This window comes from Bradyrhizobium sp. SZCCHNR1015, from assembly GCF_032489875.1.
In the GTDB taxonomy this organism is placed as follows: Bacteria; Pseudomonadota; Alphaproteobacteria; order Rhizobiales; family Xanthobacteraceae; genus Bradyrhizobium.
The window spans coordinates 327440-353175 of the sequence record NZ_JAUEYW010000004.1 but is presented as its reverse complement, the minus strand read 5'-3'; the positions used below and the strand labels follow the sequence as shown (position 1 = coordinate 353175).

Here is a 25736-nt window from a genome sequence, read left to right as displayed (position 1 = left end):
ACATTCAACGCCATCTCCGAGAGCCGCCAAGAAAACGAGAATACCAAGCGTTAATTTGGTAAGTTAGCGCCAATGGCACGAACCCCTCACCCGAGTGAGTTCGTCGCTGACGTCTGTGTAGCCCTCTCCCACAAGGGGAGAGGGCGCAGTCATGGGCAGCGCGATACTATGCGCACTCGAGCGATTTGGGTCACTTCAACTCCGAAACCTCGCCCTCCGGCAGATCGAACTCGAACGTGTTCAGCGTCATCGAGACCATCGTGTAGTAGCCGCAGAGGCCGATGATCTCGACGACGCCGCGCTCGCCGAGCGTTGCGATCGCGTCCTTGTAGAGCGCATCCGTCAGCCCATGGCCCTCATGCAGCGACTTGGCGACGTCGTAGATCACTTTCGCCTTGGGATCGGAGAACTCCGGCGTGCGGCGGTCGCGGATGGCGTCGATGATCCTGATGTCCAATCCGCCGGCCAACGCGAGGCGCTTGTGCGCGTACCATTCGTAGTGCGCGGTCCAGTGCCGGGCCGTCACCAGGATCGCGATCTCCGACAATGCTGCGGGAAATACCGTGTCGTAGCGCAGGAAGGCGCCGAGCCGTGTTGCATGCCGCGCCATCTCGGGACTGTTGAGCCAGGCCATCATCGGCGGCGGCGGCGAGCCGCGCTTGCTGGCGATCGACTCGTCGTAGGTCTGGCGCTGGTCGGCGCTCATTTCGCCAGGCGAAAGAAGTTTCAGGCGCATGTTCGTTTCCTCGTATTTCACGCGGCGGCATCATGACCATAGAACGCCCGGCAAGGCGAGGGTGCCCGCGGCGACATCGATGTTGAATTCCGCCAAGCGCTGAGGTTAGGTCGTTGCCAACGACAGCAATCATGGAAACGCGTGAGGACCTGGCATGGCCGATCTCGACACATTCCGCCACGAAACCAGAGCCTGGCTGGAGGCCAATTGTCCGCCGGAGATGCGCCGGCCGATGACCTCCGAGGAGGATACGTTCTGGGGCGGCCGCAATGCGAAATTCTCCTCCGAGCCGCAGCGCATCTGGTTCGAGCGCATGCGCGACAAGGGCTGGACCGTGCCGCATTGGCCGAAAGAATATGGCGGCGGCGGCCTCGACGGCGAGGAGGCCAAGATCGTGCGCCAGGAGATGGCGGCGATCGGGGCGCGCGCGCCGATCACCTCGTTCGGCATCTCGATGCTCGGGCCGGCGCTGCTGAAATACGGCACCGACGACCAGAAGCGCGAGCACCTGCCCAAGATCACCGCCGGCCTGATCCGCTGGTGCCAGGGCTATTCCGAGCCGAACGCCGGCTCCGATCTCGCCTCGTTGCAGACCCGCGCCGAGAGCGATGGTGATGACTACATCATCAACGGCCAGAAGATCTGGACCTCCTACGCCAACTACGCCGACTGGATCTTCTGCCTGGTGCGCACCGACCCCGCGGCGAAGAAGCATGACGGCATCAGCTTCATCCTGTTCGACATGACGTCGAAGGGCGTGTCGACCAAGCCGATTCTCCTGATCTCCGGCCGCTCGCCGTTCTGCGAGACCTTCTTCGACAATGTCCGCGTGCCCAAGGCCAACGTGCTCGGCACCGTCAACCGTGGTTGGGACGTTGCGAAGTACCTGCTGCAACACGAGCGCGCGATGATCTCGGGCATGGGCGAGCGCGGCGGCAGCCGGCCGCTCGGCCAGGTCGCGGCCGACTCCGTCGGCAGCGACGGGCAGGGCCGTCTCGACGACGCGCTGCTGCGGGCCGACATAGCCACCTTCGATGTCGACGAGGCGGCGCTCGCGGCGGCCGCCGAGCGCATGGTCGATCTCGCCAAGGCGGGGCAGGGCCATCCGGCGTTCTCCTCGGCGATGAAGTATTACGGTACGGAGCTCAACAAGCGCCGGTATGAGCTGTTGATGTCGGCCGGCGGCATCGACGCGCTCGAATGGGAGAGCGAGCGTTCCCATGAAGGCGCGCGTCCCCGTGCCTGGCTCCGCACCAAGGCCAACTCGATCGAAGGCGGTACCTCCGAGGTCATGCTCGGCATCGTCGCCAAGCGTATCCTCGATCTGCCGGGGGCGTAGTTCATCACTCTCTCCGTCATGGCCGGGCTTGACCCGGCCATCCACGTCTTTCCTCGTGACGTGAGACATGGATGCCCGGGTCAAGCCCGGGCATGACGAGTGGAGAGAGCCCGCATCCAACAAACAAAATTCTTGGAAACACCCCATGCCTCTCCTCCTCACCGAAGAACAATCCATGCTGCGCGACAGCGCGCGCGGGCTGATCAACGACAAGGCGCCGGTGTCGCACCTGCGCAAGCTGCGCGACGTCAGAGACGAGACCGGCTTCTCCAGGGAGCTCTGGGCCACCTTCGCCGAGATGGGCTTTGCCGGCCTGCTCGTGCCGGAAGAGCACGGCGGCTCCGGCCTCGGCGCGGTCGAAGCCGGCGTCGTGATGGAGGAGATCGGCCGCACCTTGATGCCGTCGCCGTTTTTCGCCACTGCCGTGCTGTCAGCCTCGGCGCTCACCCGCGCCGGCTCGGCCGCCCAGAAGTCGGAGTATCTGCCGAAGATCGCCAACGGCGCGCTGCTCGCCGCGCTGGCGTTGGACGAGGGTGCGAAACATCGTCCGCTGCACACAACGCTGCAGGCCGCGCGCTCCGGCAACGGCTTCAAGCTCAGCGGTGCCAAGGCGATGGTGGTCGACGGCCACGTCGCCGATCTCCTGTTGGTCGTCGGCCGCAGCGCCGGCGCGCCCGGCGAGCGCGATGGCCTCACGCTGTTCCTGGTCGATCCCAAGGCCAAGGGCGTGGTGATCGAACGCACCATCATGGTCGACGCGCACAACGCCGCGCGGGTCACGCTCGACAACGTCGAGGTGACCGCCGATCACGTGCTCGGCGAGGTCGATGGGGGCGCTGCCACGCTCAGCGCCGTGCTCGATCTCGGCCGCGGCGCGGTTGCCTCCGAGATGGTGGGACTGAGCGAGGAAGTGTTCGGCCGCACCGTTGCCTATCTCAAGGAGCGCAAGCAGTTCGGCAAGGCGATCGGCGAATTTCAGGCGCTGCAGCATCGTGCCGCGCAGCTCTACATTGAGATCGAGATCACGCGCGCCGCCGTGCTGAAGGCGCTGCAGGCGCTCGATGCCGATCCTGCCGGCGCGCCGGCGGCCGTGGCGGTCGCCAAGGCGCGCGCCGGCACGACCGCGACCCGCGCCGTCCAGGAGGGCGTGCAGATGCATGGCGGCATGGGCATGACCGACCAGTTCGACATCGGCTTCTTCATGAAGCGCGCCCGCGTCTGCGAGGAGATGTTAGGCGACGCCAACTACCACGCGGCGCAATTGGCGCAGCTGAGGGGGTATTGAATAAGGCTGCGCTCGCGAGACATCACTCTCTCCACAGGTACGGCCCAACTCGTGCCACACCCAGCGCCGTCGTCCCGGCGAACGCCGGGACTCATAACCACAGGATGACGTGGTGACCCGCGCTGGCAGCTTCAGCCTTCGCCAAATCCCGGACGGTGGCTATGGGTCCCGGCTCAAGGCCGGGACGACACCGATGTTGTTGGGACGATATCGGCCCTCATCGGCCATTTGCGTCCCCGCGATCTTCAACGTCGCAATCTCAGAGATCACTGACGAAGAGCGCGCCATCACCGATGGCGCGCCCTCGTCGCATCAATGATGCATCGCCGACTTCGCCGGCGGCAGCAGCACCTTGTCGATGACGTGGATGACGCCGTTCGAGGCCATGACGTCGGCCTGCACCACATGCGCGTCGTTGACCTGCACGCCGAAGAAGGTGCCGTCGACGTCGACCTTCTGGCCCTGCGCGGTCTTCACGCTAAGCTTCTTGCCGGCGACGTCGCCGGCCTTCACCGCGCCGGGAATCACGTGGTACTTGAGGATCGCGGCGAGCTTGGCCTTGTTCTTCGGCTTGAGCAGATCCTCGACGGTGCCCGGCGGCAGCGCGGCGAACGCCGCGTCCGTCGGGGCGAACACGGTGAACGGGCCCTTGCTCTTCAGCACCGGCACGACGCCTGCGGCCTTGGCGGCCGCCACCAGAGTCTTGAACTGGCCTGCACCGACGGCAGTGTCGACGATATCGGCCGCACGAGCGGCGGTGGCGGACATGGAGAGCGCGCCCAGCATCAACGCGCCGGCCACGAACGAACGGATTCCCAGCGTCATTCGAATTTTTCCCTGTGAACTGAACTAATGAGTTGGTTGATGCGCAAAAGGGATTTGCAGCCCCTGTTCGCCCTGTCCTCCAGGTCGCATCACCCCGACCGGATTGGTCAGGCTCGTTACGATCGCTGCGTTCGGATGGATTTGAGGATGAGTTCACGAACTCGTGAGCCGCCTCTGAGGCCTGCAGGGCAGTGTGTCCGAGAGCCATGAATCCGCGGGACTAATTGCTTTGTAGGAGCATCCGCATTGCCCGTCGTGCCATTTTGTCGCAACCCGACGGGCGTTGTGTCGTCGGGCAAATCAGCCGCACATTTACCGCCGTCACGGCCCGCAAGAGGGACGCTTCGCGATCGTTACGAAACGTGGGCCGGCGACGCGATGGACGCATCGGATCGCAGCGCGCGAGATCGCGCCGACGAACGATGACGATGCGGACGTAAAAGCGCGTGGTCCTGGCGCCCCGATGCTGGCGTCAAGTCGATGGGAGTGATCCCGAACGACGACGGTGGCTAACAGGCCGGACACCGGGGAGAGCGCGCCATAAGCGTTAACACCATCGCGCAGGGAAGGCCGGGTTGTCCCGGCTGAGCCTGTGGTTCTGCCGCCTGCATTTTTTTCGCAGGCGGACCGCAGGTGCCAGTCGGCACCTGGCCTTCCCTGCGCCCTCGATTTACGGAGGGTGGAGATTTGGCAAAGCTCGGGCGCGAGAGGCGTCGCGAGAAGGTTACGTCATGCTCCGTCATTGCGAGCGAAGCGAAGCAATCCAGAGTCTCTCTGACAATCCTGGATCGCTTCGTCGCGTTGCTCCTCGCGATGACGGCGAGGGGGAGCGGAAACCCCTACCTGATCGGCGGTGCGTATTGCACGCCGCCGGCGTTCCAGAGCTGGTTCATGCCGCGCGGGATCTTCAGCTTGGACTCGCTGCCGACATTGCGCTCATAGACCTCGCCGTAATTGCCGACGTGACGGATCACGCGCGCCGCCCAATCCTTCGTCAGCCCGAGGTCCTCGCCGTAGCTGCCCTCGTTGCCGACCAGCCGCATCACGTCCGGCTTCTTCGACTTCAGCGCCTCGTCGATGTTCTTGGAGGTGACGCCGAGCTCCTCGGCATTGATCATCGCGTACAGCGTCCACTTGACGATCATCATCCAGTCGTCGTCGCGCTGGCGCACCACGGGCGCGAGCGGCTCCTTGGAGATCAGGTCGGGCAGGATGTCGTGATCGGCGGGCTTCGACAGCGTCAGTCGCAGCGCGTAGAGCTGCGAGACGTCGGCGGTGAAGGTGTCGCATTTGCCGCTGTCATACGCCTTGATGACGTCGTCGAGCTTCGAAAACTTCACCTCCTCATACTTCATGTTGTTGGTGCGGAAATAGTCGCCGAGGTTGAGCGCGTTGGTGGTGGAATCCTGCACGCAGACCTTGCTGCCGTTGAGGTCGAGCGCCGTCTCCAGCTTGCGCGACCGCGGCACCATGAAGCCCTGGCCGTCGTAATAGGCGACTGCGGGGAAATACAGGTCGTAGTTCTGCTCGCGCGCCATCGACCAGGTGGTGTTGCGCGAGAGGATGTCGACCTTGCGGCTCTGCAGCTCCTTGAAGCGCTCACTGGCGTCGAGCGGCACGAACTTCGCCTTCTTCGGATCGTCGAAGATCGCGGCGGCCACGGCGCGGCAGAAGTCGACGTCGAAGCCGCTCCAATTGCCCTTGTCATCGGGAATCGAGAAGCCGGGCAGGCCGGCATTGACGCCGCACAGCACCTCGCCGCGGCGGATGGTCCGCTTCAGCGTGCGGGTGTCGTACATCTCATAGGTGACGGCGAGCGCCGCGACGAGGACGGCGACGGCGAGCCCGATCAGCAGGCCGCCTCGGAAAGTGCGCATGGTCAATCTCTTTCAAAAAATGTCAGGACGAAGCGATGGCTGAATGTCGGGCGGCGGGCGCCGCCGTCACAGTTCCGGCTTCTGCCGCACCACGACCTTGGTGCCGACCGGCACGCGGTCGAACAGGTCGGCGACATCGGCATTCACCAGGCGGAAGCAGCCCGAGGAAATCTTGCTGCCGATCGTCCAGGGCTGGTTGGTGCCGTGGATGCGGTATACGGTGGTGCCCAGATACATCGCGCGCGCGCCCAAGGGGTTGCCGGGGCCGCCGGCCATGAAGCGCGGCAGATAGGGCTGGCGCTGGATCATCTCCGGCGGCGGCGTCCAATCCGGCCACTCGGCCTTCTTGGTGATCGACAGCAGCCCCTGCCACTGGAAGCCGTCACGGCCGACGCCGATGCCGTAGCGGATGGCACGTCCGCCCGGCTGCACGAGATAGAGGTGGCGTTCGGCGGTGGACACGATGATGGTGCCCGGCGGCTCGGTGGTGCGGAAATAGACCACCTGCTTGCGCCATTCGGGATCGAGCTCGTAGCCGTCATCGGCGACGAGGCCGGGCTGATCGCCGGGGTCCTCGGACTGGGCAAAACTATGCGATGTGGACAGTGCCAGCGCAATGATGGCGCTGGCCGCACACAGCAGGCGACGGAAACTCGGCATTCAAAGCTCTCCTCGACGGACCCCTGCGAAGCTTGCCCGATCAAATCCACCCGCCAAATTTCAGGAGCATATTCGCAGCAAAGTCAAGGTGAGCGCAGGGCGCACCCGCTGTCATCCGAGCTTCATCCAGAGCCGCAGCAGGAAGGCCACCGCGCCGACGGTCGCCACGCCGGCGAGCCACAGCGCAACGAACCAGGCGAGGCGCTTCGCGAGTGGGGCAGGCTGCTCGGAGGGCATCAATGATAGCCGCTGTCGTGCCCGACCTTGCCGCGAAACACCCAATAGGCCCAGCCGGTGTAGGCGAGGATCAGCGGCACCAGCACCAGCACGCCCGGCAGCATGATCAATTGGCTGCGTTCGGGTGCTGCCGCCTGCCAGATCGTGATGCTCTGCGGCACGACGTAGGGATACATGCTGATGCCGAGGCCGGCGTAGGACAGCAAGAACAGCGCGAGCGCGAGAAAGAACGGCCAGCCATCGCGCTTCTGGGCGAGGTTCTTCATCATCAGCACGGTGACGCCAATGACGGCGAGCGGCACCGGCGCGGTGAGAATGATCGCCGGCCACCTGAACCAGCGGTCCGAATATTGAATGGTGAGCAGCGGCGTCCACAGGCTGACGGCGGCAATGGCGAGCAGCATCGCGAACAGCAGGACCCAGCTGATGCGGTAGGCCTTGTCGCGCAGGTCGCCCTCGGTCTTGAGGATCAGCCAGGTGGCGCCGAGCAGCGCATAGCCGATCACGAGCGAGACGCCGGTGAGCAGGCTGAACGGCGTCAGCCAGTCCCACCAGCCGCCGGCATAGTTACGCCCCTCGACATGCACGCCCTGCAGGATGGCGCCGAGCGCGATGCCCTGCGCCAGCGTCGCGACCCAGGAGCCGCCGGCAAAGGCGATGTCCCACAGATTGCGCTGGGCGCGGGTGCGCCAGCGGAATTCGAAGGCGACGCCGCGGAAGATCAGGCCGACCAGCATCGCGATCAGCGGCGCATACAGCGCGGGCATCAGGATCGCATAAGCGAGCGGGAACGCGGCCATCAGGCCACCGCCGCCGAGCACCAGCCAGGTCTCGTTGCCGTCCCACACCGGCGCCACGGTGTTGGTGATGACGTCGCGGTCCTGCCTGCCGGGAAACAGCGGGAACAGGATGCCCAAGCCGAGATCGAAGCCGTCCATCACGACGTAGATGAACACGGCGAGCGCGATGATGAACGCCCAGAGGGTGGCGAGATCGACGGTGACGCTCATGATCCGACGGCTCCCTGCACGACACCGGCGGCCGGCGTGATGCCGGCGGTGCGGACCGGCTGCTCGCTGCTCGGGCCCGGCTCGCCGGGATGCGGCGGCTCAGCCATCAGGCGCAGGATGTACATCACGCCGGCGGCAAAGATGATGAAATACACGACGATGAAGGCGAGCAGCGACGTGCCGACGGCCGGGGCGGCGAGCGGCGACACGGAATCCGCGGTGCGCAGCAGCCCGTACACCGTGAACGGCTGGCGGCCGGTCTCGGTGGTGATCCAGCCGGCCATGACGGCGATGAACCCCGCCGGTCCCATCGCAATCGCGAAGCGGTGCAGGCCGCGGTTGATGTACAGCCGGCCGCGCCAGCGCTCCCACAGGCTGAACCCGCCGAGCGCCAACATCAGCAGGCCCAGGCCGACCATGATGCGGAACGACCAGAACGTGATCGGCACCGGCGGCCAGTCCTGCCGCGGCACGGTGTCGAGCCCGGCCATCGGAGCGTCGATCTGGTGCTTGAGGATCAGCGAGCCGAACTTGGGGATGCCGAGCGCCCATTTCAGCTCGCCCTTGGCCTGGTCGGGCCAGCCGAACAGGTACAGCGGCGCGCCGTCCTTGTGGCTCTCGAAATGGCCTTCCATGGCCATGATCTTCACCGGCTGGTGCTCGAGCGTGTTGAGCCCATGCTGATCGCCGACCAGGATCTGCAGCGGCGCCACCAGGGCGGCCATCCACATCGCCATCGAGAACATCACGCGCGGGCCCGGCAGGTGCGGATTGCGCAGCAGATGCCAGGCGCCGACGGCGCCGACCACGAGCGAGGTGGTCAGATAGGCCGCGAGCACCATGTGCACGAGGCGATAGGGGAAGGACGGGTTGAAGATGACTGCGAGCCAGTCGACCGAGACGAACTGGCCGTCGGCGTTGACGGCATAGCCGGCCGGCGTCTGCATCCAGGAGTTGGCCGAGAGGATCCAGAATGCCGAGATCAGCGTGCCCACTGCGACCATCAGGGTGGCGAGGAAATGCAGCTTCGGGCCGACGCGCTTCAGGCCGAACAGCATGACGCCGAGGAAGCCGGCCTCGAGGAAGAAGGCGGTCAGCACCTCATAGGCCATCAGCGGGCCGATCACCGGGCCGACCTTGTCGGAATACACCGACCAGTTGGTGCCGAACTGGTAGGACATCACGATGCCGGAGACGACACCCATGGCAAACGCGATGGCGAAGATCTTGAGCCAGTAATTGAAGACGTTGAGATAGACGTCGCGTCCGGTCCACAGCCACAGCGCCTCGAGCACGGCGAGGTAGGACGCGAGCCCGATCGAGAAGGCGGGGAAGATGATGTGGAAGGTGACCGTGAAGGCGAACTGCGCGCGCGCCAGCTCAACCGCATCCAAACCGAACATCAGCACCGTCCGTCATTGCCACGGGGCTTGTAGCATCGCCCCATGACGGAAGATTGCACCGGCAACGCACGATATCAAATGGTCAAATCGCCCTATTGGCGGCGTGAGCGATCCCAAACGACGAAGACCCGGCAGGGGCATCCGCCGGGTCTTCGGAGCAACCTTGGAAGGTGGAGGTAACCTTGAATTTGCTCGCTCCAAACCGAGATCAGCTGGGGGACTGAGGCTCGGCTGATGGAAAACGTTCTAGCGGCCGAAATTTTCCAGGTGATTTCGCCGATTGTTTCAATTGTTTCGTTCGGCGATTTTCTCGATGTCGTCGTCACGGGAACCCGCCGGGACCTTGGTCCCGACGAGAATGAAGGTGAATCAGGCGGCGAGGCTGTGCACGCCGGCGCCGCGCAGCAGTTCGGCGAGGTGCTTGCGGGCGTAGAACATGCGGGTCTTCACCGTGCTCTGGGGGATGCCGATGATCTGGCCGACCTCCTCCACGGACTTCTCGTGGTAGTAGATCAGGGTGATGATCTCGCGATGCGCCGGCGACAGCTTGGCGACGCAGGCGCGCAGGATGGCGCTGGTCGTCGAACGCTCGAGCGACGTTTCCGGGGTGTCGGAGTCGTCGGCGATCTCGCGCACCTCGTCCTGGTCGATGTCCTCGAAGCGGCGCTGGCGCAGTGCGGTCAGCGCCTTGAAGCGGGCGATCGAGAGCAGCCAGGTCGAGACCTGCGAGCGGCCCTCGAACTGCTTGGCGGTGCGCCAGACGTCCAGGAACACCTGGCTGACGAGGTCCTCGGCGATCGTGGTGTCGCGCACGATGCGCAGGATGAAGCGATAGACCCGCACATTGTGGCGCGCATAAAGCGTGTGCATCGCGGTGCGATCGCCATCGGCAATGCTCTCCAGGAGCATGTCGTCCGTGGTCGCCTGGGCTGCGATGATGCCCTGGCTGGCTGCGGAATTGATGGCAACGACGTTCTGCATGGCACTCTCCCGTTCCGCCGCCCCCTTGCGGCGTTTCGACGGGATGGATTGTTAAGGAGCGCCCGTTTCGGGACGTCTGCACGAAAACAGGAAAATGGTTTCGTGCGCCTGCGGAAATGTTTCGTCGCGCCGCACATCGCGAAACAGTCGTGGCGGAATTGTGCCTTATTCCAATTTGCGGAACGAAATGCGGGCGAACAGGTCGCTCCGGCTGCCGCCGGCTGGCCCGCTTCAGGCCTTGTCGCCGGCCGGGGAAAACAGGTAGCCGCCGCCGCGAATGGTCCGGATCACGGCCGGTTTGGTCGGATCCGGCTCGATCTTGCGGCGGATCCGCATGATTCGCAGGTCCACGGCGCGGTCGAAGGCCTCGGCATCGCGGGCATTGGCGAGCTCCAGCAGCCGCTCGCGCGACAGCACCCGCTTCGGGTTGGCGGCGAACACTTTGAGCAGGCCGTACTCGGAAGCCGTCAGCGGATGCTCGTTGCCTTCGTCGTCGCGCAGCGCCTGGGCATCGAGATCCAGCCATTTGGTGCCGAACCGCACCAATTGCGGGTTTTTGGCCTGGGCCGGAGCGGTCTCCGTGACGGCCGCCGCAGCCTTGGCTGGACCGCTGCGGCGCAGCACGGAGCGGATCCGGGCCATCAATTCACGCAATTCGCACGGCTTGGCGACGTAATCGTCGGCCCCGAGCTCGAGCCCGACCACGCGGTCGATCGGGCTGGCGGTGGCCGTCAGCATGATCACGGGGATGTTGGTGCGGCCCTTGAGATCGCGGATGATCGACAGTCCGTCCTCTTCGGGCATGTTGAGGTCGAGCACGACGAGATCGGCCGGGCCGGTTTCGATGGCGCTGCGCAGGCTCTTGCCGCCATCGCACAAGGTCACGGTGAAGCCGTGCATCTTGAGGTAATCACCCACCATTTCGCGGGCGGGCGCCTCGTCGTCGACGATGATGATGTGCTGGCTCTGACTCATGACAATTCGGCCGCCGGCAGTGTGATGGTGAAGGTCGATCCGGATCCCGGCCCTTCGCTCCTGGCCGTCACCTCGCCACCATGCATGTCGACGATGCGTTTGACAATCGACAGGCCGAGCCCGGTCGAGCTCTCGCCCGCGGTCGGTTTGGCCGACAGCCGCTGGAACCGGCCGAACAGCCGGCCGAGATCCTCCGGCGAGAGGCCAGCGCCCTGGTCGGTGATGCCGATGATGGTGTTGTCGCCATCGTCCGAGGCATTCACGATGATCCTGCCGCCGATCGGGCTGTACTTGATGGCGTTGCTCAAGAGATTGTCGATCGCTTCGCGGATCCGGTCGATGTCGCACATCGTCGACAGCAGCGTCGGCGCCGAGACCTCGATGACCTGTTGCTTGTTGAGGGCGAGCGGCTGGTTGGCCTCGACCACCTCGTGGATCAGGGCTGTGATGTCGACCGGCTCGCGGCGGATGGTGATGTCGAAGGCGTCGGCCATCGCATCCGAGATCAGATGGTCGACCATCGAGGTCAGCCGCTTGGCGGCATCACGGATATGTCCGACCTGGCTGGTGATGCCCTCGGCGGATGCACCGGTTGCGATCAACTCGGTCAGCATTTCCGTGCGGCCGAGAATGACGCCCAGCGGATTCTTCAGGTCATGGGCGACGGTGCCGAGAATCTCGTTCTTGAAGCCGTTGGCGCGCTGCAGCCGCAGCCATTGCGCCGACAGCCGCCGGTTGGCCTGCATCAGCGCGCGGGTGCGCTGGGCGACGCGGTCCTCGAGCTGGGTGTTGGCCTCATGCAGCTGCTGATAGAGGATCACGTTGTCGAAGGCGATCGACAGCCGGCTGGAGAAGATCTCGACCAGCGAGCGGTCGGTCTCGGACAGCGGCCGCTCCGCCTGCAGCAGCACCACGACCTCGCGCCCCGAGCCGGTGCGGACATAGAGCACGGTGCGATGGTCGGCGAATTCGTTGCTGCGCTGCCTGAAGGCGGCCTCGACCATGTCGCGCAGGTCGGGATCGAGCGAGCGCGAGGTGACGGCGCCGGAGAAGCGGCTGTAGCAGCCGGAGCCGGCCAGCACCGAGAAATCCTCGGTCTGGCTGCCGTCGTCGCGCAGCACCAGGATCCCGGCGCAATCGACGTTGAGCAGCGACGCGATCTGGGTCAGCACGCCCTCGGCCAGCCGCTGCATCGACTTGAAATCATACAGCGTCGAGGCGGCGTCGATGATGATCTCCAGGCCGCGCCTTGTCTGCACCATGCGCTCGAGCTGCTGGTAGCTGCGCAGCGCTGCCGTCAGCGAGGTGAACAGCTTGTCGGCGGTGAGCTCGGTCTTGGCCTTGTAGTCGTTGATGTCGTACTGGACGATGACGCGCCGCTCCGGCGCCTGGCCGGGCTGTCCGGTCCGCAGGATGATGCGGACGGTCTCGTTCTTGATCTCGTTGCGGATGTATTCGACGAGCTCGAGCCCGGCGACGTCGGTCTCCATGATGACGTCGAGCAGCACCGCTGCGACGTCGGTGTGCTCCCGCATCAGGGCGCGGCCCTCGGCCGCCGAATAGGCGGAGAGGATTTCCAGCCCCTGGCCGTTCAGGCTGTAGTCCGACAGCGCAAAGCGGGTGCCTTCGTGCACGGCATGGTCGTCGTCGATGACGGCGATCTTCCATTTCCGGGCCGAACGGTCGTCCTCGTCGAAACCGGTATCCTCGATCAGTTGGAGGACATCGTCCTGTTCGGCCATTGCGTCGTTCCGTCACCCATTGCTGTCTCGGCGCCGCCCTTGGCGACCCGCGGCATGATAATCCGAAAGGTGGTGCCTTGTCCCTCGCGGGATTCCAGCATCATGCGGCCGCCAAGCTGCTGCGTCACCAGATTGTAGACGATATGCAGCCCGAGCCCCGTTCCCCCTTCGTTGCGGCGTGTCGTGAAGAACGGATCGAAGGCCTGGCGCTGCACGTCGGGGGTCATGCCGGCCCCGTTATCGGCGAAAATGATCTCGATGTCATCCGCGCCGCGCGGCCGCGCCGTGATCGAGATGGTGCCCGCGCGGCCGTCGGCAAAGGCATGGTTGACGGCGTTGAGGAACAGGTTGGTGAGAATCTGACCGTAGAACCCGGGATAGCCGTCGATGAAGAGCCCTTCGGGGACGTCGACCGCCAGCGTGATCGGCGCGCGCTTGAGCACCGGCTTGAGGCTGGTGATGATCTGATCGGTCGCCTCGCTCAGGACGAAGGTCCGTCGCTCCGCATGGGAGCGGTCGACCGCGACCTGCTTGAACGACTGGATCAACTCGCCGGCGCGCTGCAGATTGGCCACCAGCTGCTCCGATGCATCGCGCGAGGTGCGCACGAACTCCTCCAGCTGCGACCGGCGCAGGCCGCCTTCGGGCGACCGCAGCGCCGCCTCGAACATCTCGACCCGGCGCGCGAAGCTGGAGGCCACCGTCAGGCTGATGCCGATCGGATTGTTCACCTCGTGGGCGACGCCGGCGACGAGCCCGCCCAGCGCCGCCAGCCGCTCGGCATCGATCAGGTTGCGCTGTGCGGCGCTCAGTTCGAGCAGCGCGCTCTCGGCCTCTTCCTTCGCGGCGCGGAGCTCGTCCTCGGTCTTGCGCTTGGCGATCGCGTTCTCGCGGAAGGTCTCGACGGCGCGGGCCATCGCGCCGACCTCGTCGCGCGCCTCGGTGCCTTGGACCTCGCGGTCGTAGTCGCCCAGCATGATCGCGCGCATCGAGGCCATGATCTGCTGCAGCGGCAGCCGGATCGACAAGGCGATCAGCACGCCGGCGGAGAGGATCACTCCCAGGAAGATCACCGCGATCGAGAGGACGCGGCGGGAGATGTCCTTCAACGTCCGATCGAACGTCGCCTGCGCCTTCTGCTCGTGCTGGCGCATCTTCACCGACAGGCCGTCGATGGCGCCGATGGTCTCGGCCTGGCTCGCATCGATGGTGTTGCGCAGCAGCTCGGTGCGGTTGGTGAGCTGATCGGTGAGCTTGGAGAATCCCGCGCGCAGTGCCGCGGTCCGGGCCGACAGCCGCTGCAGCGCCAGCCGTTGCAGGTCATTGTCCGCGAGGCTCGACATCACCGGAATGGTCTTCTCGATCGTCTCCGTGTTGCGGCGCGCGTCGTCGGCGGAGGCGGGCGCGAGCGACAGATAGTAGGAATTGGCCGCGACCAGCATGGCGGTGAACGCCTCGCGCGATTTGCCGAGCGAGGGCCAGATCTGCGCGTCGCGATGGCCGGTCGCGCCTTCGATCACCGAATACAGCCCGGCGATGTCGCGCGCGGGGCCGAGAACCTCTTCCTCGTAGGTCTTGGAGATCGTCGCCTGCAGGCTGCGCAGCTCGCCGAAGCCGTCCAGAAAGCGCACGGTGACGCGCTCCAGCTCCTCGACCGATCCCGACAGCATCGGGTCGGTCGAGGCGCGCGTCGTCAGCGTCCCGAGCACGGCCTCGCGCAGCAGCAGGATCTCGGCGAACAGCTCCGGGCTCGGCTGATTGATGTAGCGATGGATGAGGTTATGCAGCCGGCTGGTCTCGCTTTCGAGCAGGGCCAGGACCTTGTCGGATTCGCGGACCTGGCGGACGTCGTCCCAGGCCGTGCCGAGCACCGTCGCGCCATTCCAGATCAGCGCCGCCAGAACGATGACGACCGCCGAGTTCAGCGCGGCGATCGAGAGGATGCGCCAGCGGATCGGAACCGCCCGCAGCGCGCGCACGATTCGTGCCCGCCCCAGGACCGCCAGGCTGAGCGGCCGCGCGACGGATTTCCGCTGCTCGGATCGCGCCACGATCGCTACCTCGGACCGGGCTTACGGAACCGGCCTGCGCGCGATCCGCCGCGGGCACCCGGATTTGTATGCTGCGGCGCATTTAACCGCGCCGCGGAGTACGGGAGGCGTAAAAGGGACGAGCGGTACCGCGCGCCCGCCTCAGCGCGCATCAGCACCGGCGTGACGTCCACTCTCGAGATCGACGAAAGATGGGCGCGGTACACAGGCAACACTTTCCCCTTGATGATGAGGTCGGCCCGGATGTGAAAAGGTTCAATGCTCTCCCGAACAGGTGCTATAAGTCCATTCTGACGTCAAAGCGATACGCGTCAATGGTTTGTTGATAGTTTGTTGCAGCTCTGGGTTGCTGGGCCCCATTTTCGGTCCGATTGCGATCTCAGCCCAGGCAGATTCATCCATGGAATTGGAGTTGGCTCCCGGTGACGGTCCTCTGGCGTTCTGTTCCGTCTGCAATCCTGCTCTGGACGGTTGTTTGTGCAAGCACGGCCCAGGCCGCGACCGAGATCGTGTGGTGGCATGCGATGTCGGGCGAGCTCGGCAGGCAGGTCGACAGGCTGGCCGCCGACTTCAATGCGTCGCAGTCCGACTACCGCATCGTGCCGAGCTACAAGGGCAGCTATACGGAGACCGTGACGGCGGCCATCTTCGCATTCCGCTCGCGCAGCCAGCCGGCGATCGTGCAGGTCAACGAGATCGCGACCGCGACGATGACGGCGGCCAAGGGCGCGATCTACCCGGTCTACGAGCTGATGCGCGACGAGCAGGAGAGCTTTTCGCCGTCGGCCTATCTGCCCGCCATCGCCGGCACCTATGCCGACGCTGACGGCAACATGCTGTCGTTTCCGTTCAACGCCTCCACGCCCATCCTCTACTACAACAAGGATCAGTTTCGCGCGGCCGGGCTCGATCCGGGCGCGGCGCCGAAGACCTGGCCCGAGCTCGGCAAGGCCGCCCGGCGGCTGCGCGACAATGGCGTTGCCTGCGGCTTCACGACGTCGTGGCCGGCCTGGATCAACGTGGAGAATTTCTCCGCCTTCCACAATCTGCCGATCGCCACGCGGGCCAACGGCTTTGCCGGACTGGACGCCGTGCTGACATTCAACAATCCACAGGTGATTCGGCACATCGCCCAGCTCGCGGAATGGCAGAAGAGCAAGGTCTTCGACTATGGCGGCCGCGGCCAGGCAGCCGAGCCGCGTTTCCAGAAGGGCGAGTGCGGCATCTTCATCGGCTCCTCGGCGACGCGCGCCGACATCAAGGCGAATTCGAAGTTCGAGGTCGGCTACGGCATGATGCCGTACTGGCCCGATATTGCGGGCGCGCCGCAGAATTCGATCATCGGCGGCGCGACGCTGTGGGTGCTCCGCGACCGTCCGGCGGCCGAGTATAAGGGCGTGGCCAAGTTCTTCGCCTATCTGTCGCGGCCCGATGTTCAGGCCGCCTGGCACCAGAATACGGGCTATCTGCCGATCACGCAGGCGGCCTTCGATCTGACACGCGCGCAGGGCTTCTACGACCGCAATCCAGGCGCGGCGATCTCGATCGAGCAGGTGACGCTCAATCCGCCCACGGAAAATTCGCGCGGCCTGCGGCTCGGCTCATTCGTGCTGATCCGTGATGCCATCGAGGACGAGATGGAGCAGGCCTTCAGCGGCCGCAAACCGGCGCAGACGGCGCTCGATGCCGCCGTCGAGCGCGGCAACCGTCTGCTGCGCCAGTTCGAGCGCGCGAGCCCGGATCGCTGATGGCGGCGTTGCAGGTGTGAGCGACTGATGGGCCGATTGCCAGACATCACTGCGGGCGCCGAGCTGCGCGGTCTTCGCGCTGACGTCACAGCATGGCTGCCGGTGGCGCGCGATATCGTCCGCCGTCACGGTTGCGAGCATCCCGGCCTCACTCCCTTTGCAGCCGGCACCAACCTCGTCGCGGGAATCGGCGGCGAGCTGATCCTGAAACTGTTTCCTCCGTTCCATCTGCGCCAGTTTCTGTCCGAGCGGAGTACGCTGCGCGTGCTCGCCGGACGCTTGAAGCAGGTCGCCACGCCCGAGTTGCTGCACGAAGGCGACCGCGACGGCTGGACCTATCTGATCATGACGCGGCTCGACGGCATTCCGGCCGCGGAGGTCTGGCCCGGGCTCGACGAGCGCGGGAAGCAATCCTTGCTGAGAGACGTCGGAGAGCTGATTGCGGAGGTGCAGCTTGTGCCCCCTGGCGAACTGCTCGCGATCGGCCCGCGCTGGTCCGACTTCCTGCGAGGGCAGTTCGCAGGCTGCCGCGCCCGCCATCAGCGGCTCGGTCTGCCGGAGGCGCTGCTTGCCGGCCTGGATGATCTCCTGCGCGACGCCGCCGCGCTGCTGCCTCCGGACCCACGGCCCGTCATCCTGACCGGCGAATACATTCCGGAGAACTTTCTCGTCTCTCGCCATGGTGACGGCTGGCGCATCAGCGGTCTGTTCGATTTCGGCGACGTCATGGCCGGCTTCGGTGAATACGACCTGCTCGGGCCGAGCGCCTTCATGGCCGCGGGCCATCCCGGCCGCGTGCGCGCGTTGTTCGACGGCTACGGATTCGCGCCGGCCGACGTCACCTGGCAGCTCAAGCGGCGGCTGCTGGCCTTGATGCTGCTGCATCAGGCCAGCGATCCTGTCCGGCATATCTGCATTCCCGATTGGCCCAGCAGGGTCCGCAACTTCGATCAGCTTCAGGCGCTGATCTGGCCGGACTGATGTCCCCGGTGTCCCGTCTGCGTAAATCGGTCGCATGCGCCTGTGTCAGTCTATAATTTGTGCAAATTCGACCTTCTGTATGCAATTCATAATCTCGGAGACCCGGCGCTGAAGCCGCCGTACTTGCAGTTTCAATGGTTTAGCCGATCGTGAGGCTTGGCACGAAGCTTGCGATCCTTGTTCCCGCCGGTCGTATTCTGGTGGGAGCATTTGATGAAGCGTCGCGATTTTCTGAAATCCGTGTCCGGTCTGGCTGCGGGAGCCGCGCTGCCAATGGCGCCGGCGATCATGTCGTCCGCCAAGGCCGATGCGCGGTCCGAGACGCTGCTGATCGTGTCCGAAGGCGGTCCCAACAACCTCGACATCCACGGCGTCGGCACCAACGTGCCGGGTTATGAGGTCTCCTGGAACTGCTACGACCGCCTGATCAGCCACGAGATGAAGAGCGGCCCGGGCGGCGTGCCGTATTACGACCGCGACAAGTTCAAGCCCGAGCTGGCCGAGGACATGACCATCGGCGACATGTCCGCCACCTTCAAGCTCCGCAAGAACGCCAAATTCCACGACGGCACGCCGGTCACCGCCAAGGACGTGAAGTGGTCGCTCGATCGCGCCGTCAGCGTCGGCGGCTTTCCGACTTTCCAGATGAGCGCGGGCTCGCTGACCAAGCCGGAGCAGTTCGTCATCGTCGACGACCACACGGTGCGGGTCGATTTCCTGAAGAAGGATCGGCTGACGATCCCAGATCTCGCCGTCATCGTACCCTGCGTCGTGAACTCCGAACTGGTGAAGAAGAACGCCACCGACAAGGATCCGTGGGGACTCGAATACGCCAAGCAGCAGACCGCGGGCTCCGGCGCCTACAAGGTGACGAAGTGGACCGCCGGTACCGAAGTGATCATGGAGCGCAACGACGACTGGGTGTGCGGTCCGCTGCCCAAGATCAAGCGCGTGATCTGGCGCATGGTGCCGCAGGCCGGCAACCGGCGCGCGCTGCTCGAGCGCGGGGATGCCGACATCTCCTATGAGCTGCCGAACAAGGACTTCCAGGAAATGAAGTCGAACGGCAAGCACACCGTGATCTCATTGCCGATCTCCAACGGTATCCAATATATCGGCATGAACGTGACCAAGCCGCCGTTCGATAATCCCAAGGTTCGGCAGGCGCTCGCCTATGCAATGCCCTATCAGAAGATCATCGATGCCGTGATGTTCGGCCTGGCCAATCCGATGTTCGGTGCGCCAGCCGACAAGGCGACCGAGGTGGCGTGGCCGCAGCCGACCAAGTACTTCACCGACATGGAGAAGGCAAAAGCGCTGCTGGCGGAAGCAGGCTACCCCAACGGCTTCGAGACCACGATCTCCTTCGACCTCAATTTCGCACAGGTCAACGAGCCCTTGTGCGTGTTGGTGCAGGAGAGCCTCGCCCAGCTCGGCATCAAGACCACCATCAACAAGGTGCCGGGCGCCAACTGGCGCACCGAGCTGAACAAGAAGGAGATGCCGCTCTTCACCAACATCTTCTCGGGCTGGCTCGATTACCCCGAGTATTTCTTCTACTGGTGCTATCATGGCAACAATTCCGTGTTCAACACGATGAGCTACAAGTCGCCGGAGATGGACAAGCTCATCAACGGCGCGCGTGATGCGGCCGCGACCGGCGACAAGGCGACCTATGATGCCGATGTGAAGGGCTTTGTCGACCTCGCCTTCGCCGAGGTGCCGCGCATCCCGCTGTATCAGCCGTTCGTCAACGTCGCGATGCAGAAGAACATCTCAGGCTATCAGTACTGGTTCCACCGTCGGCTGGATTATCGCGCGCTGGTGAAGGGATGAGCTGCGTGAGCTGCCTTGGTTATGTGAGCCGAGCTCTCTCACTCCCTCCCCCCTTGTGGGGGAGGGGCGGGGAGGGGGGTAACCCCACCCACCGTCGCCGCGGCTCACCCCCCACCCCAGCCCTCCCCCACAAGGGGGGAGGGAGCAGACTGCGTATTGTCGTGGGAGCGGTGGAAAATCCGGCGAGGCCTTGGCCATGCTGATGCTCATCGCCAAGCGCCTCGCGTTCGCGATCCCCTCGCTGATCGGCGTCGTGATCGTTACCTTCCTGCTCACCCGCGCCTTGCCCGGCGATCCCGCCGCGTACTTTGCCGGACCTGCCGCCACCAAGGAGGCGGTGGAGCAGATCCGCAAGAAGCTCGGCTTCGACAAGCCGCTGATCGAGCAGTTCTTCCGCTACACCGTCGATCTCGCCCATGGCGATCTCGGCAATTCGCTGACGACAGGGCAGCCGGTCGCCAGCGAGATCCGAAACCGCCTGCCGGCCTCGGCCGAGCTCACCTTGCTCGGTCTGTTGGTTTCGGTCGCGATCGCGCTGCCGCTCGGTGTGCTCGCGGCGACGCGGCCGGGGTCGTGGATCGACCATACCTGCCGTATCGTCACGACCGCGGGCGTCTCGCTGCCGGTGTTCTTCACCGGGCTGGTGCTGGTGTATGTGTTCTACTTCCGGCTCGGCTGGTCGCCGGCGCCGCTCGGCCGGCTCGACGTGTTTTATAGCGCGCCGGATCCCGTGACCGGCTTCTACCTCATCGATACGCTGATCGCGCGTGACGGTGAGGCGTTCCGCTCGGCGCTGAGCCAGTTGATCCTGCCCGCCGCGACGCTGGCGATCTTCTCGCTGGCGCCGATCGCGCGCATGACGCGCGCCTCGATGCTCTCGGTTCTGTCGTCGGAATTCGTGCGCACGGCGCGCGCCTCGGGGCTGTCGCCCTCGACCGTCACCGTGACCTACGCGTTCCGCAACGCCATGCTTCCGGTCATCACCACGCTGTCGATGGTGTTCTCCTTCCTGCTCGGCGCCAACGTACTCGTGGAGAAGGTGTTCGCCTGGCCCGGCATCGGCTCCTACGCGGTCGAGGCGCTGATCGCCTCCGACTTCGCGCCGGTGCAGGGTTTCGTATTGACGATGGCCGTGATGTACGTCGTCCTGAACCTCGTCATCGACATTCTCTATGGCGTCATCGATCCCCGTGTGAGGCTGGAAGGATGAGCACCGTCGCGCCGACCCTCGAGCCCGCTGTCTCCGCCCGCACCTCCGGTCTCATGGCCCTGATCGGGCACACGCGCTATGTGCTGGCCGAGAACAAGGTCACGGGCTTCGCCTTCGGGCTTCTGGTCGTGATCCTGTTCGCTGCGATCTTCGGCCCCTGGATCGTGCCGTATGATCCGCTGGCCAGCGACACGGCGTCCGCGCTGAAGCCGCCGTCGGCGGCGCATTGGTTCGGCACCGATCAGCTCGGCCGCGACATCTTCAGCCGCGTTGTGGTCGCGACCCGGCTCGACACCTTCATCGCGGTCGCATCAGTGGCGCTGGTGTTCTTCATGGGCGGACTTGCCGGCGTCGCCGCCGGCTTCTTCGGCGGTTGGACCGACCGCATCGTCGGCCGCGTTGCCGATACGATCATGGCGTTCCCGCTGTTCGTGCTGGCCATGGGCATCGTCGCGGCGCTCGGCAACACCGTGCAGAACATCATCATCGCCACCGCGATCGTGAACTTCCCGCTCTATGCGCGCGTCGCTCGGGCCGAGGCCAATGTCCGCCGCAACGCCGGCTTCGTGCAGGCGGCGCGGCTGTCGGGCAACAGCGAGATGCGCATCCTGCTCGGCCACATCCTGCCGAACATCATGCCGATCATGATCGTGCAGATGTCGCTGACCATGGGCTACGCCATCCTCAATGCCGCCGGCCTGTCCTTCATCGGCCTTGGTGTGCGGCCGCCGACGGCGGAATGGGGCATCATGGTCGCAGAGGGTGCCTCGTTCATGGTGTCGGGCGAATGGTGGATCGCGCTGTTTCCGGGTCTCGCGCTGATGATCGCGGTGTTCTGCTTCAATCTGCTCGGCGATGGCCTGCGCGACATCGTCGATCCGCAGCGCAGGACGTAATGGGATGAGGGTGTCCCAACAAAACTCCGTCACTGCCGGGCTTGACCCGGCAATCCATCCCCTCAAGCGAGACTTCGTCGGTCTGATGGATGCGCGGGTCAAGCCCGCGCATGACGATGGGAATACGCGGAGCCACACATGACCGCCCAGCCGCTGCTCGACGTTCGCGATCTCACGGTCGAATTCTCCACCCGGCGCGGCGTCGTCAAGGCGGTGCAGCATGTCGATATCTCCGTCGCCAAGGGCGAGACGCTCGCGATCGTCGGCGAGTCCGGCTCGGGCAAGTCGGTGACGTCGTATGCGGTGATGCGCATCCTCGATCGCGCCGGGCGCATTGCCGAGGGATCGGTGATGTTCTCCGGCGTCGACGTCAGGGCGGCCGAGGAAAGCGCGATGCGCGATCTGCGCGGGCGCGAGATCTCGATGATCTTTCAGAACCCGCGCGCGGCCCTCAACCCGATCCGCAAGGTGGGCCAGCAGATCGAGGATGTGCTGAGACAGCACGCCCAGGCGGCCGCGACCGACCGCGCCGAGAAGGCGATCGCGGCGCTCGAGCAGGTCAAGATCGCCCGCCCGCGCGAGCGCTACCACGCCTATCCGTTCGAATTGTCCGGCGGCATGTGCCAGCGCGTCGTCATCGCGCTGGCGCTGGCCTGCAACCCGCAGCTCCTGATCGCCGACGAGCCGACCACCGGCCTCGACGTCACCACGCAGAAGGCGGTGATGGACCTGGTCGTCGAGCTCACCAAGAGCCGGGGCATGTCGACGATCCTGATCACGCATGATCTCGGTCTCGCCGCGGCCTATTGCGATCGCGTGGTGGTGATGGAGAAGGGCCGGGTGGTCGAGACCGCCAAGGCCGCCGACATCTTCGCCAACCCGCAGCATCCCTACACGCGCAAGCTGATGCGCGCGACGCCGCGCCTCGGCGTGTCGCTGCGGGATCTGCTGCCGGAGGAGGAGGCGCTGGCGGCGCCTAATACTCTCTCCGTCATGGCCGGGCTTGACCCGGCCATCCATCCCACTTCGCAGGACTCGCTCCAGGCGATGGACCCCCGGGGCAAGCCCGGGGGTGACGAGCGGAGTGGGGAGGGCGAGCGGAGTGCGGGTAGCGTTCGGCCGCTCCTGCTCGTCGACAAGCTGGTCAAGGAGTATCCGCGCCAGGGCGCTACCGCGACACTGTCAAAGCTGTTCGGACGGAGGCCGGCGGTCGAGCCGGAGGTGTTCCGCGCGGTCGACGGCATCAGCTTCACGGTCGGTCATGGCGAGAGCGTTGGCCTGGTCGGCGAATCCGGCTGCGGCAAATCGACCACGTCGATGATGGTGATGCGGCTGCTCGACCAGACGTCGGGCCGCATCAGCTTCGATGGTGAGGAGATCGGCAACATCCTGCCGCAGGCGTTTGCCCGGCTGCCGCTGCGCAGCCGGATCCAGATGGTGTTCCAGGATCCGACCGATAGCCTCAACCCGCGCTTCACCGCAGCGCGCGCCATCGCCGATCCAGTCCTGCAGCTCGGCGATATCAGGGGCCGCGACGCGCTTCGTGCGCGCTGCGAGGAGCTCGCGACCATGGTCGGTCTGCCGCTCAACCTGCTCGACCGCTTCCCGCATCAATTGTCCGGCGGCCAAAAGGCCCGCGTCGGCATCGCGCGCGCCATCGCACTGCACCCGAAGCTCGTCATCCTCGACGAGCCCACGGCGGCGCTCGACGTCTCCGTGCAGGCGGTCGTGCTCAATCTGCTGCAGGACCTCAAGCAGCAGTTAGGTATGAGCTATCTGTTCGTCTCCCATGATTTGAATGTCGTGCGGCTGTTGTGCGATCGTGTGATCGTGATGCGGTCGGGTCGAATCGTCGAGGAAGGCACCTCCGAACGTGTGCTAGGTGATCCGCAGGATGCCTATACGCGGGAGTTGTTGACGGCGATTCCGCACCCGCCATTGCCGGCGCATTGAGCGTGAAAGCTTGAAGGGAAAAGCTGATGGCGGAGCCATTGGACGACTACATCGACGCAGTCGGGCGTGCATTGGCCCTGCCGATCGAGGACGCGTGGCGCCCGGCGATCCGGGCCAATCTCGAGGTCTCGCTGAGGATGGCGAAGCTGGTCGACGAATTCTCCCTGCCCGACGAAGCCGAGCCTGCCAGTGTCTTCACCGCTTAGTTCTCCCGAGATGACCGCGAGCGCCGTCGCCGCCGCGGTCGCCGCCGGCAAGCTCACCGCCGTCGAGGCGACCGACGCCGCGCTGGCGCGGATCATGGCCCGCGATGGTGTGCTCAATTCGTTTACCGACGTCACCGCCGAGCGGGCGCTCGCGAAGGCCCGCGCCGTGGATGCCGACATTGCGGCCGGGAAGCCGGTTGGTCCGCTCGCCGGCGTGCCGTTCGCGGTGAAGAACCTGTTCGATGTCGAGGGGCTGCCGACCCGCGCCGGCTCCAGGATCAACCGCGATCGCACCCCGGCGACACGCGATGCGACGCTGATCGCGCGCATGGAAGCCGCCGGCGCCGTCCTGGTCGGTGCGCTGAACATGGGCGAATACGCCTACGACTTCACCGGCGAGAACGTCCATGACGGTCCGTCGCGCAATCCGCACGATCCGACGCGGATGAGCGGCGGTTCGTCCGGCGGCTCGGGCAGCGCTGTCGGCGGCGGCCTGGTGCCGATTGCGCTCGGCTCCGATACCAACGGCTCGATCCGCGTGCCGTCGTCGTTCTGCGGCATCTTCGGCCTCAAGCCGACCTACGGCCGGCTGTCGCGGGCGCGCTCGTTTCCGTTCGTCATGAGCCTGGATCATCTCGGTCCGTTCGCACGCTCGGTCGAGGATCTCGCGCTCGCCTATGACGTGATGCAGGGGCCAGATGCGGACGACGCCGCGTGCACCGCGCGTGCGCCGGAGCCGGTCTCCGGCCAGCTCTCGCAAGGCATCGGCAGTCTGCGCATCGCCCTTGCCGGAGGGCACTTCCAGACGAATCTGTTTCCTGAAGCCGCCGAAGCGGTCGCTCGTGTCGCGGCTGCGCTAGAGGTCACCGAGGTGGTCGAGGTGCCCGAAGCGGCGCGCGCCCGCGCCGCGGCTTATGTCATCAGCACCACCGAGGGCGCCTCGCTGCATCTCGACCGGCTGCGCACGCGCGCGGGTGATTTCGATCCGGCGGTGCGCGACCGCCTGATTGCGGGTGCGATGATTCCGGCGCCGATGGTGGACCGCGCGCAGAAATTCCGCCGCTGGTATCGCGGCAAGGTGCTCGAACTCTTCAAGTCTGTCGACGTGCTGATCGCGCCCGCAACGCCCTGCGTTGCGCCCAGGCTCGGGCAGGCGACCTTCGTACTCGACGGCGTCGAGCTGCCGGTGCGCGCCAATATCGGCATTCACACGCAGCCGATCTCGTTCATCGGGCTCCCCGTCGTCGCCGTTCCGATTCCGCTCGAGCCGATGCCCATCGGCGTGCAGATCATCGCGGCGCCCTGGTGCGAACATGTCGCATTGCGTGTGGCCCACGCCTTGCAACAGCTTGGCGTCGCCGCTGCGCCGGCCCCGAGAGGAGTTCTGGAGAATGGAAGTCGATCTGCCTGACGTCGTCGCGGAAGTCACCGCGCAGTTCCAGCGCTATGAACAGGCGCTGGTCCGCAACGACGTCGCCGTGCTCGACGAGCTGTTCAAGCAGGACTCCCGCACGCTGCGCTACGGCATCGGCGAGAACCTCTACGGCTACAGCGAGATCGCGGCGTTTCGCGCCGCGCGCTCGCCGGCTGGACTGATGCGGCGGACCGCGCGCACCGTGATCACCACCTACGGCCGTGACGCTGCGGTTGCCTCGACGCTGTTCTATCGTGACACCGCGCGCGGTAAGGTCGGACGCCAGATGCAGACCTGGGTCCGGTTTCCGGAAGGCTGGAAGATCGTCGCCGCCCATGTCAGCATCATCGACGAAGCAAAGGGCGGCTGAA

22 protein-coding genes are annotated in these 25736 nt (G+C 65.4%); 11 read left to right on the top strand and 11 right to left on the bottom strand.

Features of this window, described 5'->3' with window-relative positions; all coding sequences use genetic code 11:
• Window positions 1-190: 190 nt before the first annotated feature.
• Complete coding sequence (locus tag QX128_RS10055; protein WP_316179405.1) at window positions 191-736, bottom strand: carboxymuconolactone decarboxylase family protein; 546 nt, start codon at window positions 734-736, stop codon at window positions 191-193.
• A 154-nt stretch (window positions 737-890) separates the two neighbouring features.
• Between QX128_RS10055 and QX128_RS10050 the strand changes: the two genes are divergently transcribed.
• Both QX128_RS10050 and QX128_RS10045 read left to right on the top strand, forming a co-directional pair.
• The gene (locus QX128_RS10050) at window positions 891-2075 is read left to right on the top strand and encodes an acyl-CoA dehydrogenase family protein (protein ID WP_316237373.1); all 1185 of its coding nucleotides are present in this window, start codon (window positions 891-893) and stop codon (window positions 2073-2075) included.
• A gap of 145 nt (window positions 2076-2220) precedes the next feature.
• The gene (locus QX128_RS10045; protein ID WP_316237372.1) at window positions 2221-3360 is read left to right on the top strand and encodes an acyl-CoA dehydrogenase family protein; all 1140 of its coding nucleotides are present in this window, start codon (window positions 2221-2223) and stop codon (window positions 3358-3360) included.
• Window positions 3361-3672: 312 nt separating this feature from the next.
• Here QX128_RS10045 and QX128_RS10040 read toward each other — a convergent pair whose 3' ends face one another.
• The 10 genes from QX128_RS10040 to QX128_RS09995 all read right to left on the bottom strand — a co-directional run bounded on the left by QX128_RS10040 (window position 3673) and on the right by QX128_RS09995 (window position 15025).
• On the bottom strand, window positions 3673-4128 hold the full coding sequence (locus QX128_RS10040; protein ID WP_316218747.1) for a fasciclin domain-containing protein: 456 nt from the start codon (window positions 4126-4128) through the stop codon (window positions 3673-3675).
• An 896-nt stretch (window positions 4129-5024) separates the two neighbouring features.
• Window positions 5025-6062 (bottom strand): amino acid ABC transporter substrate-binding protein, encoded by a 1038-nt coding sequence (locus QX128_RS10035; RefSeq protein ID WP_315801642.1) that lies wholly within the window; start codon window positions 6060-6062, stop codon window positions 5025-5027.
• Window positions 6063-6128: 66 nt separating this feature from the next.
• On the bottom strand, window positions 6129-6722 hold the full coding sequence (locus QX128_RS10030; RefSeq protein WP_315717095.1) for a L,D-transpeptidase: 594 nt from the start codon (window positions 6720-6722) through the stop codon (window positions 6129-6131).
• Between the two features lie 111 nt (window positions 6723-6833).
• Window positions 6834-6959 (bottom strand): DUF2474 family protein, encoded by a 126-nt coding sequence (locus tag QX128_RS10025; protein ID WP_315801641.1) that lies wholly within the window; start codon window positions 6957-6959, stop codon window positions 6834-6836.
• Window positions 6959-7969, bottom strand: coding sequence for a cytochrome d ubiquinol oxidase subunit II (cydB, locus tag QX128_RS10020; protein WP_315801640.1), 1011 nt, complete (start codon window positions 7967-7969; stop codon window positions 6959-6961). The genes QX128_RS10025 and cydB overlap by 1 nt, the downstream gene beginning before the upstream one ends.
• Window positions 7966-9372, bottom strand: coding sequence for a cytochrome ubiquinol oxidase subunit I (locus tag QX128_RS10015; protein WP_315801639.1), 1407 nt, complete (start codon window positions 9370-9372; stop codon window positions 7966-7968). The genes cydB and QX128_RS10015 overlap by 4 nt, the downstream gene beginning before the upstream one ends.
• A gap of 369 nt (window positions 9373-9741) precedes the next feature.
• Complete coding sequence (locus QX128_RS10010) at window positions 9742-10353, bottom strand: sigma-70 family RNA polymerase sigma factor (protein WP_315801638.1); 612 nt, start codon at window positions 10351-10353, stop codon at window positions 9742-9744.
• A 231-nt stretch (window positions 10354-10584) separates the two neighbouring features.
• A complete protein-coding gene (locus tag QX128_RS10005; protein WP_315801637.1) occupies window positions 10585-11328 on the bottom strand; it encodes a response regulator in 744 nt (247 codons plus the stop codon).
• Complete coding sequence (locus tag QX128_RS10000) at window positions 11325-13070, bottom strand: DUF3369 domain-containing protein (RefSeq protein WP_316182052.1); 1746 nt, start codon at window positions 13068-13070, stop codon at window positions 11325-11327. Before QX128_RS10000 ends, QX128_RS10005 begins: the two co-directional genes overlap by 4 nt.
• The gene (locus QX128_RS09995; protein WP_409997902.1) at window positions 13040-15025 is read right to left on the bottom strand and encodes an ATP-binding protein; all 1986 of its coding nucleotides are present in this window, start codon (window positions 15023-15025) and stop codon (window positions 13040-13042) included. Before QX128_RS09995 ends, QX128_RS10000 begins: the two co-directional genes overlap by 31 nt.
• A 518-nt stretch (window positions 15026-15543) precedes the next feature.
• Between QX128_RS09995 and ugpB the strand changes: the two genes are divergently transcribed.
• From ugpB to hpxZ, 9 genes are all read left to right on the top strand, one after another.
• Window positions 15544-16869: a sn-glycerol-3-phosphate ABC transporter substrate-binding protein UgpB gene (ugpB, locus tag QX128_RS09990; protein WP_410053141.1), complete on the top strand. Its 1326-nt coding sequence runs from the start codon at window positions 15544-15546 to the stop codon at window positions 16867-16869.
• A gap of 27 nt (window positions 16870-16896) precedes the next feature.
• Entirely contained in the window at window positions 16897-17850 is a 954-nt protein-coding gene (locus QX128_RS09985) for an aminoglycoside 3'-phosphotransferase/choline kinase family protein (RefSeq protein WP_316237371.1), read from the top strand.
• A gap of 213 nt (window positions 17851-18063) precedes the next feature.
• Window positions 18064-19686 carry an ABC transporter substrate-binding protein gene (locus QX128_RS09980; RefSeq protein WP_316237370.1) on the top strand — a complete coding sequence of 541 codons (1623 nt, stop codon included), beginning with the start codon at window positions 18064-18066 and terminating at the stop codon, window positions 19684-19686.
• Between the two features lie 196 nt (window positions 19687-19882).
• Window positions 19883-20896, top strand: a complete 1014-nt coding sequence (locus QX128_RS09975) for an ABC transporter permease (RefSeq protein WP_316218731.1) — start codon at window positions 19883-19885, stop codon at window positions 20894-20896.
• A complete protein-coding gene (locus QX128_RS09970) occupies window positions 20893-21792 on the top strand; it encodes an ABC transporter permease (RefSeq protein WP_316237369.1) in 900 nt (299 codons plus the stop codon). The genes QX128_RS09975 and QX128_RS09970 overlap by 4 nt, the downstream gene beginning before the upstream one ends.
• A gap of 138 nt (window positions 21793-21930) precedes the next feature.
• Window positions 21931-23745: an ABC transporter ATP-binding protein gene (locus QX128_RS09965; protein ID WP_316237368.1), complete on the top strand. Its 1815-nt coding sequence runs from the start codon at window positions 21931-21933 to the stop codon at window positions 23743-23745.
• A gap of 26 nt (window positions 23746-23771) precedes the next feature.
• The gene (locus QX128_RS09960; protein WP_315801629.1) at window positions 23772-23951 is read left to right on the top strand and encodes a DUF4089 domain-containing protein; all 180 of its coding nucleotides are present in this window, start codon (window positions 23772-23774) and stop codon (window positions 23949-23951) included.
• Window positions 23952-23961: 10 nt separating this feature from the next.
• Window positions 23962-25362 carry an AtzE family amidohydrolase gene (locus QX128_RS09955; protein WP_316237367.1) on the top strand — a complete coding sequence of 467 codons (1401 nt, stop codon included), beginning with the start codon at window positions 23962-23964 and terminating at the stop codon, window positions 25360-25362.
• The gene (gene hpxZ / locus QX128_RS09950; RefSeq protein WP_316237366.1) at window positions 25343-25735 is read left to right on the top strand and encodes an oxalurate catabolism protein HpxZ; all 393 of its coding nucleotides are present in this window, start codon (window positions 25343-25345) and stop codon (window positions 25733-25735) included. Before QX128_RS09955 ends, hpxZ begins: the two co-directional genes overlap by 20 nt.
• Window position 25736 lies beyond the last annotated feature (1 nt).

Excerpts from the sequence above, each read along its gene's own strand:
- QX128_RS10055 (WP_316179405.1), bottom strand. The coding sequence starts at position 736 with ATGCGCCTGAAACTTCTTTCGCCTGGCGAAATGAGCGCCGACCAGCGC.
- QX128_RS09980 (WP_316237370.1), top strand. The coding sequence starts at position 18,064 with ATGAAGCGTCGCGATTTTCTGAAATCCGTGTCCGGTCTGGCTGCGGGA.
- QX128_RS09955 (WP_316237367.1), top strand. The coding sequence starts at position 23,962 with ATGACCGCGAGCGCCGTCGCCGCCGCGGTCGCCGCCGGCAAGCTCACC.
- QX128_RS10040 (WP_316218747.1), bottom strand. The coding sequence starts at position 4,128 with ATGTCCGCCACCGCCGCTCGTGCGGCCGATATCGTCGACACTGCCGTC.
- QX128_RS10005 (WP_315801637.1), bottom strand. The coding sequence starts at position 11,328 with ATGAGTCAGAGCCAGCACATCATCATCGTCGACGACGAGGCGCCCGCC.
- cydB (WP_315801640.1), bottom strand. The coding sequence starts at position 7,969 with ATGAGCGTCACCGTCGATCTCGCCACCCTCTGGGCGTTCATCATCGCG.
- QX128_RS09975 (WP_316218731.1), top strand. The coding sequence starts at position 19,883 with ATGCTGATGCTCATCGCCAAGCGCCTCGCGTTCGCGATCCCCTCGCTG.
- QX128_RS10015 (WP_315801639.1), bottom strand. The coding sequence starts at position 9,372 with ATGTTCGGTTTGGATGCGGTTGAGCTGGCGCGCGCGCAGTTCGCCTTC.
- QX128_RS10025 (WP_315801641.1), bottom strand. The coding sequence starts at position 6,959 with ATGCCCTCCGAGCAGCCTGCCCCACTCGCGAAGCGCCTCGCCTGGTTC.
- QX128_RS10045 (WP_316237372.1), top strand. The coding sequence starts at position 2,221 with ATGCCTCTCCTCCTCACCGAAGAACAATCCATGCTGCGCGACAGCGCG.
- QX128_RS10010 (WP_315801638.1), bottom strand. The coding sequence starts at position 10,353 with ATGCAGAACGTCGTTGCCATCAATTCCGCAGCCAGCCAGGGCATCATC.
- QX128_RS09965 (WP_316237368.1), top strand. The coding sequence starts at position 21,931 with ATGACCGCCCAGCCGCTGCTCGACGTTCGCGATCTCACGGTCGAATTC.
- QX128_RS10035 (WP_315801642.1), bottom strand. The coding sequence starts at position 6,062 with ATGCGCACTTTCCGAGGCGGCCTGCTGATCGGGCTCGCCGTCGCCGTC.
- QX128_RS09970 (WP_316237369.1), top strand. The coding sequence starts at position 20,893 with ATGAGCACCGTCGCGCCGACCCTCGAGCCCGCTGTCTCCGCCCGCACC.
- QX128_RS09985 (WP_316237371.1), top strand. The coding sequence starts at position 16,897 with ATGGGCCGATTGCCAGACATCACTGCGGGCGCCGAGCTGCGCGGTCTT.
- QX128_RS10050 (WP_316237373.1), top strand. The coding sequence starts at position 891 with ATGGCCGATCTCGACACATTCCGCCACGAAACCAGAGCCTGGCTGGAG.
- QX128_RS09960 (WP_315801629.1), top strand. The coding sequence starts at position 23,772 with ATGGCGGAGCCATTGGACGACTACATCGACGCAGTCGGGCGTGCATTG.
- QX128_RS10030 (WP_315717095.1), bottom strand. The coding sequence starts at position 6,722 with ATGCCGAGTTTCCGTCGCCTGCTGTGTGCGGCCAGCGCCATCATTGCG.
- hpxZ (WP_316237366.1), top strand. The coding sequence starts at position 25,343 with ATGGAAGTCGATCTGCCTGACGTCGTCGCGGAAGTCACCGCGCAGTTC.
- QX128_RS10000 (WP_316182052.1), bottom strand. The coding sequence starts at position 13,070 with ATGGCCGAACAGGACGATGTCCTCCAACTGATCGAGGATACCGGTTTC.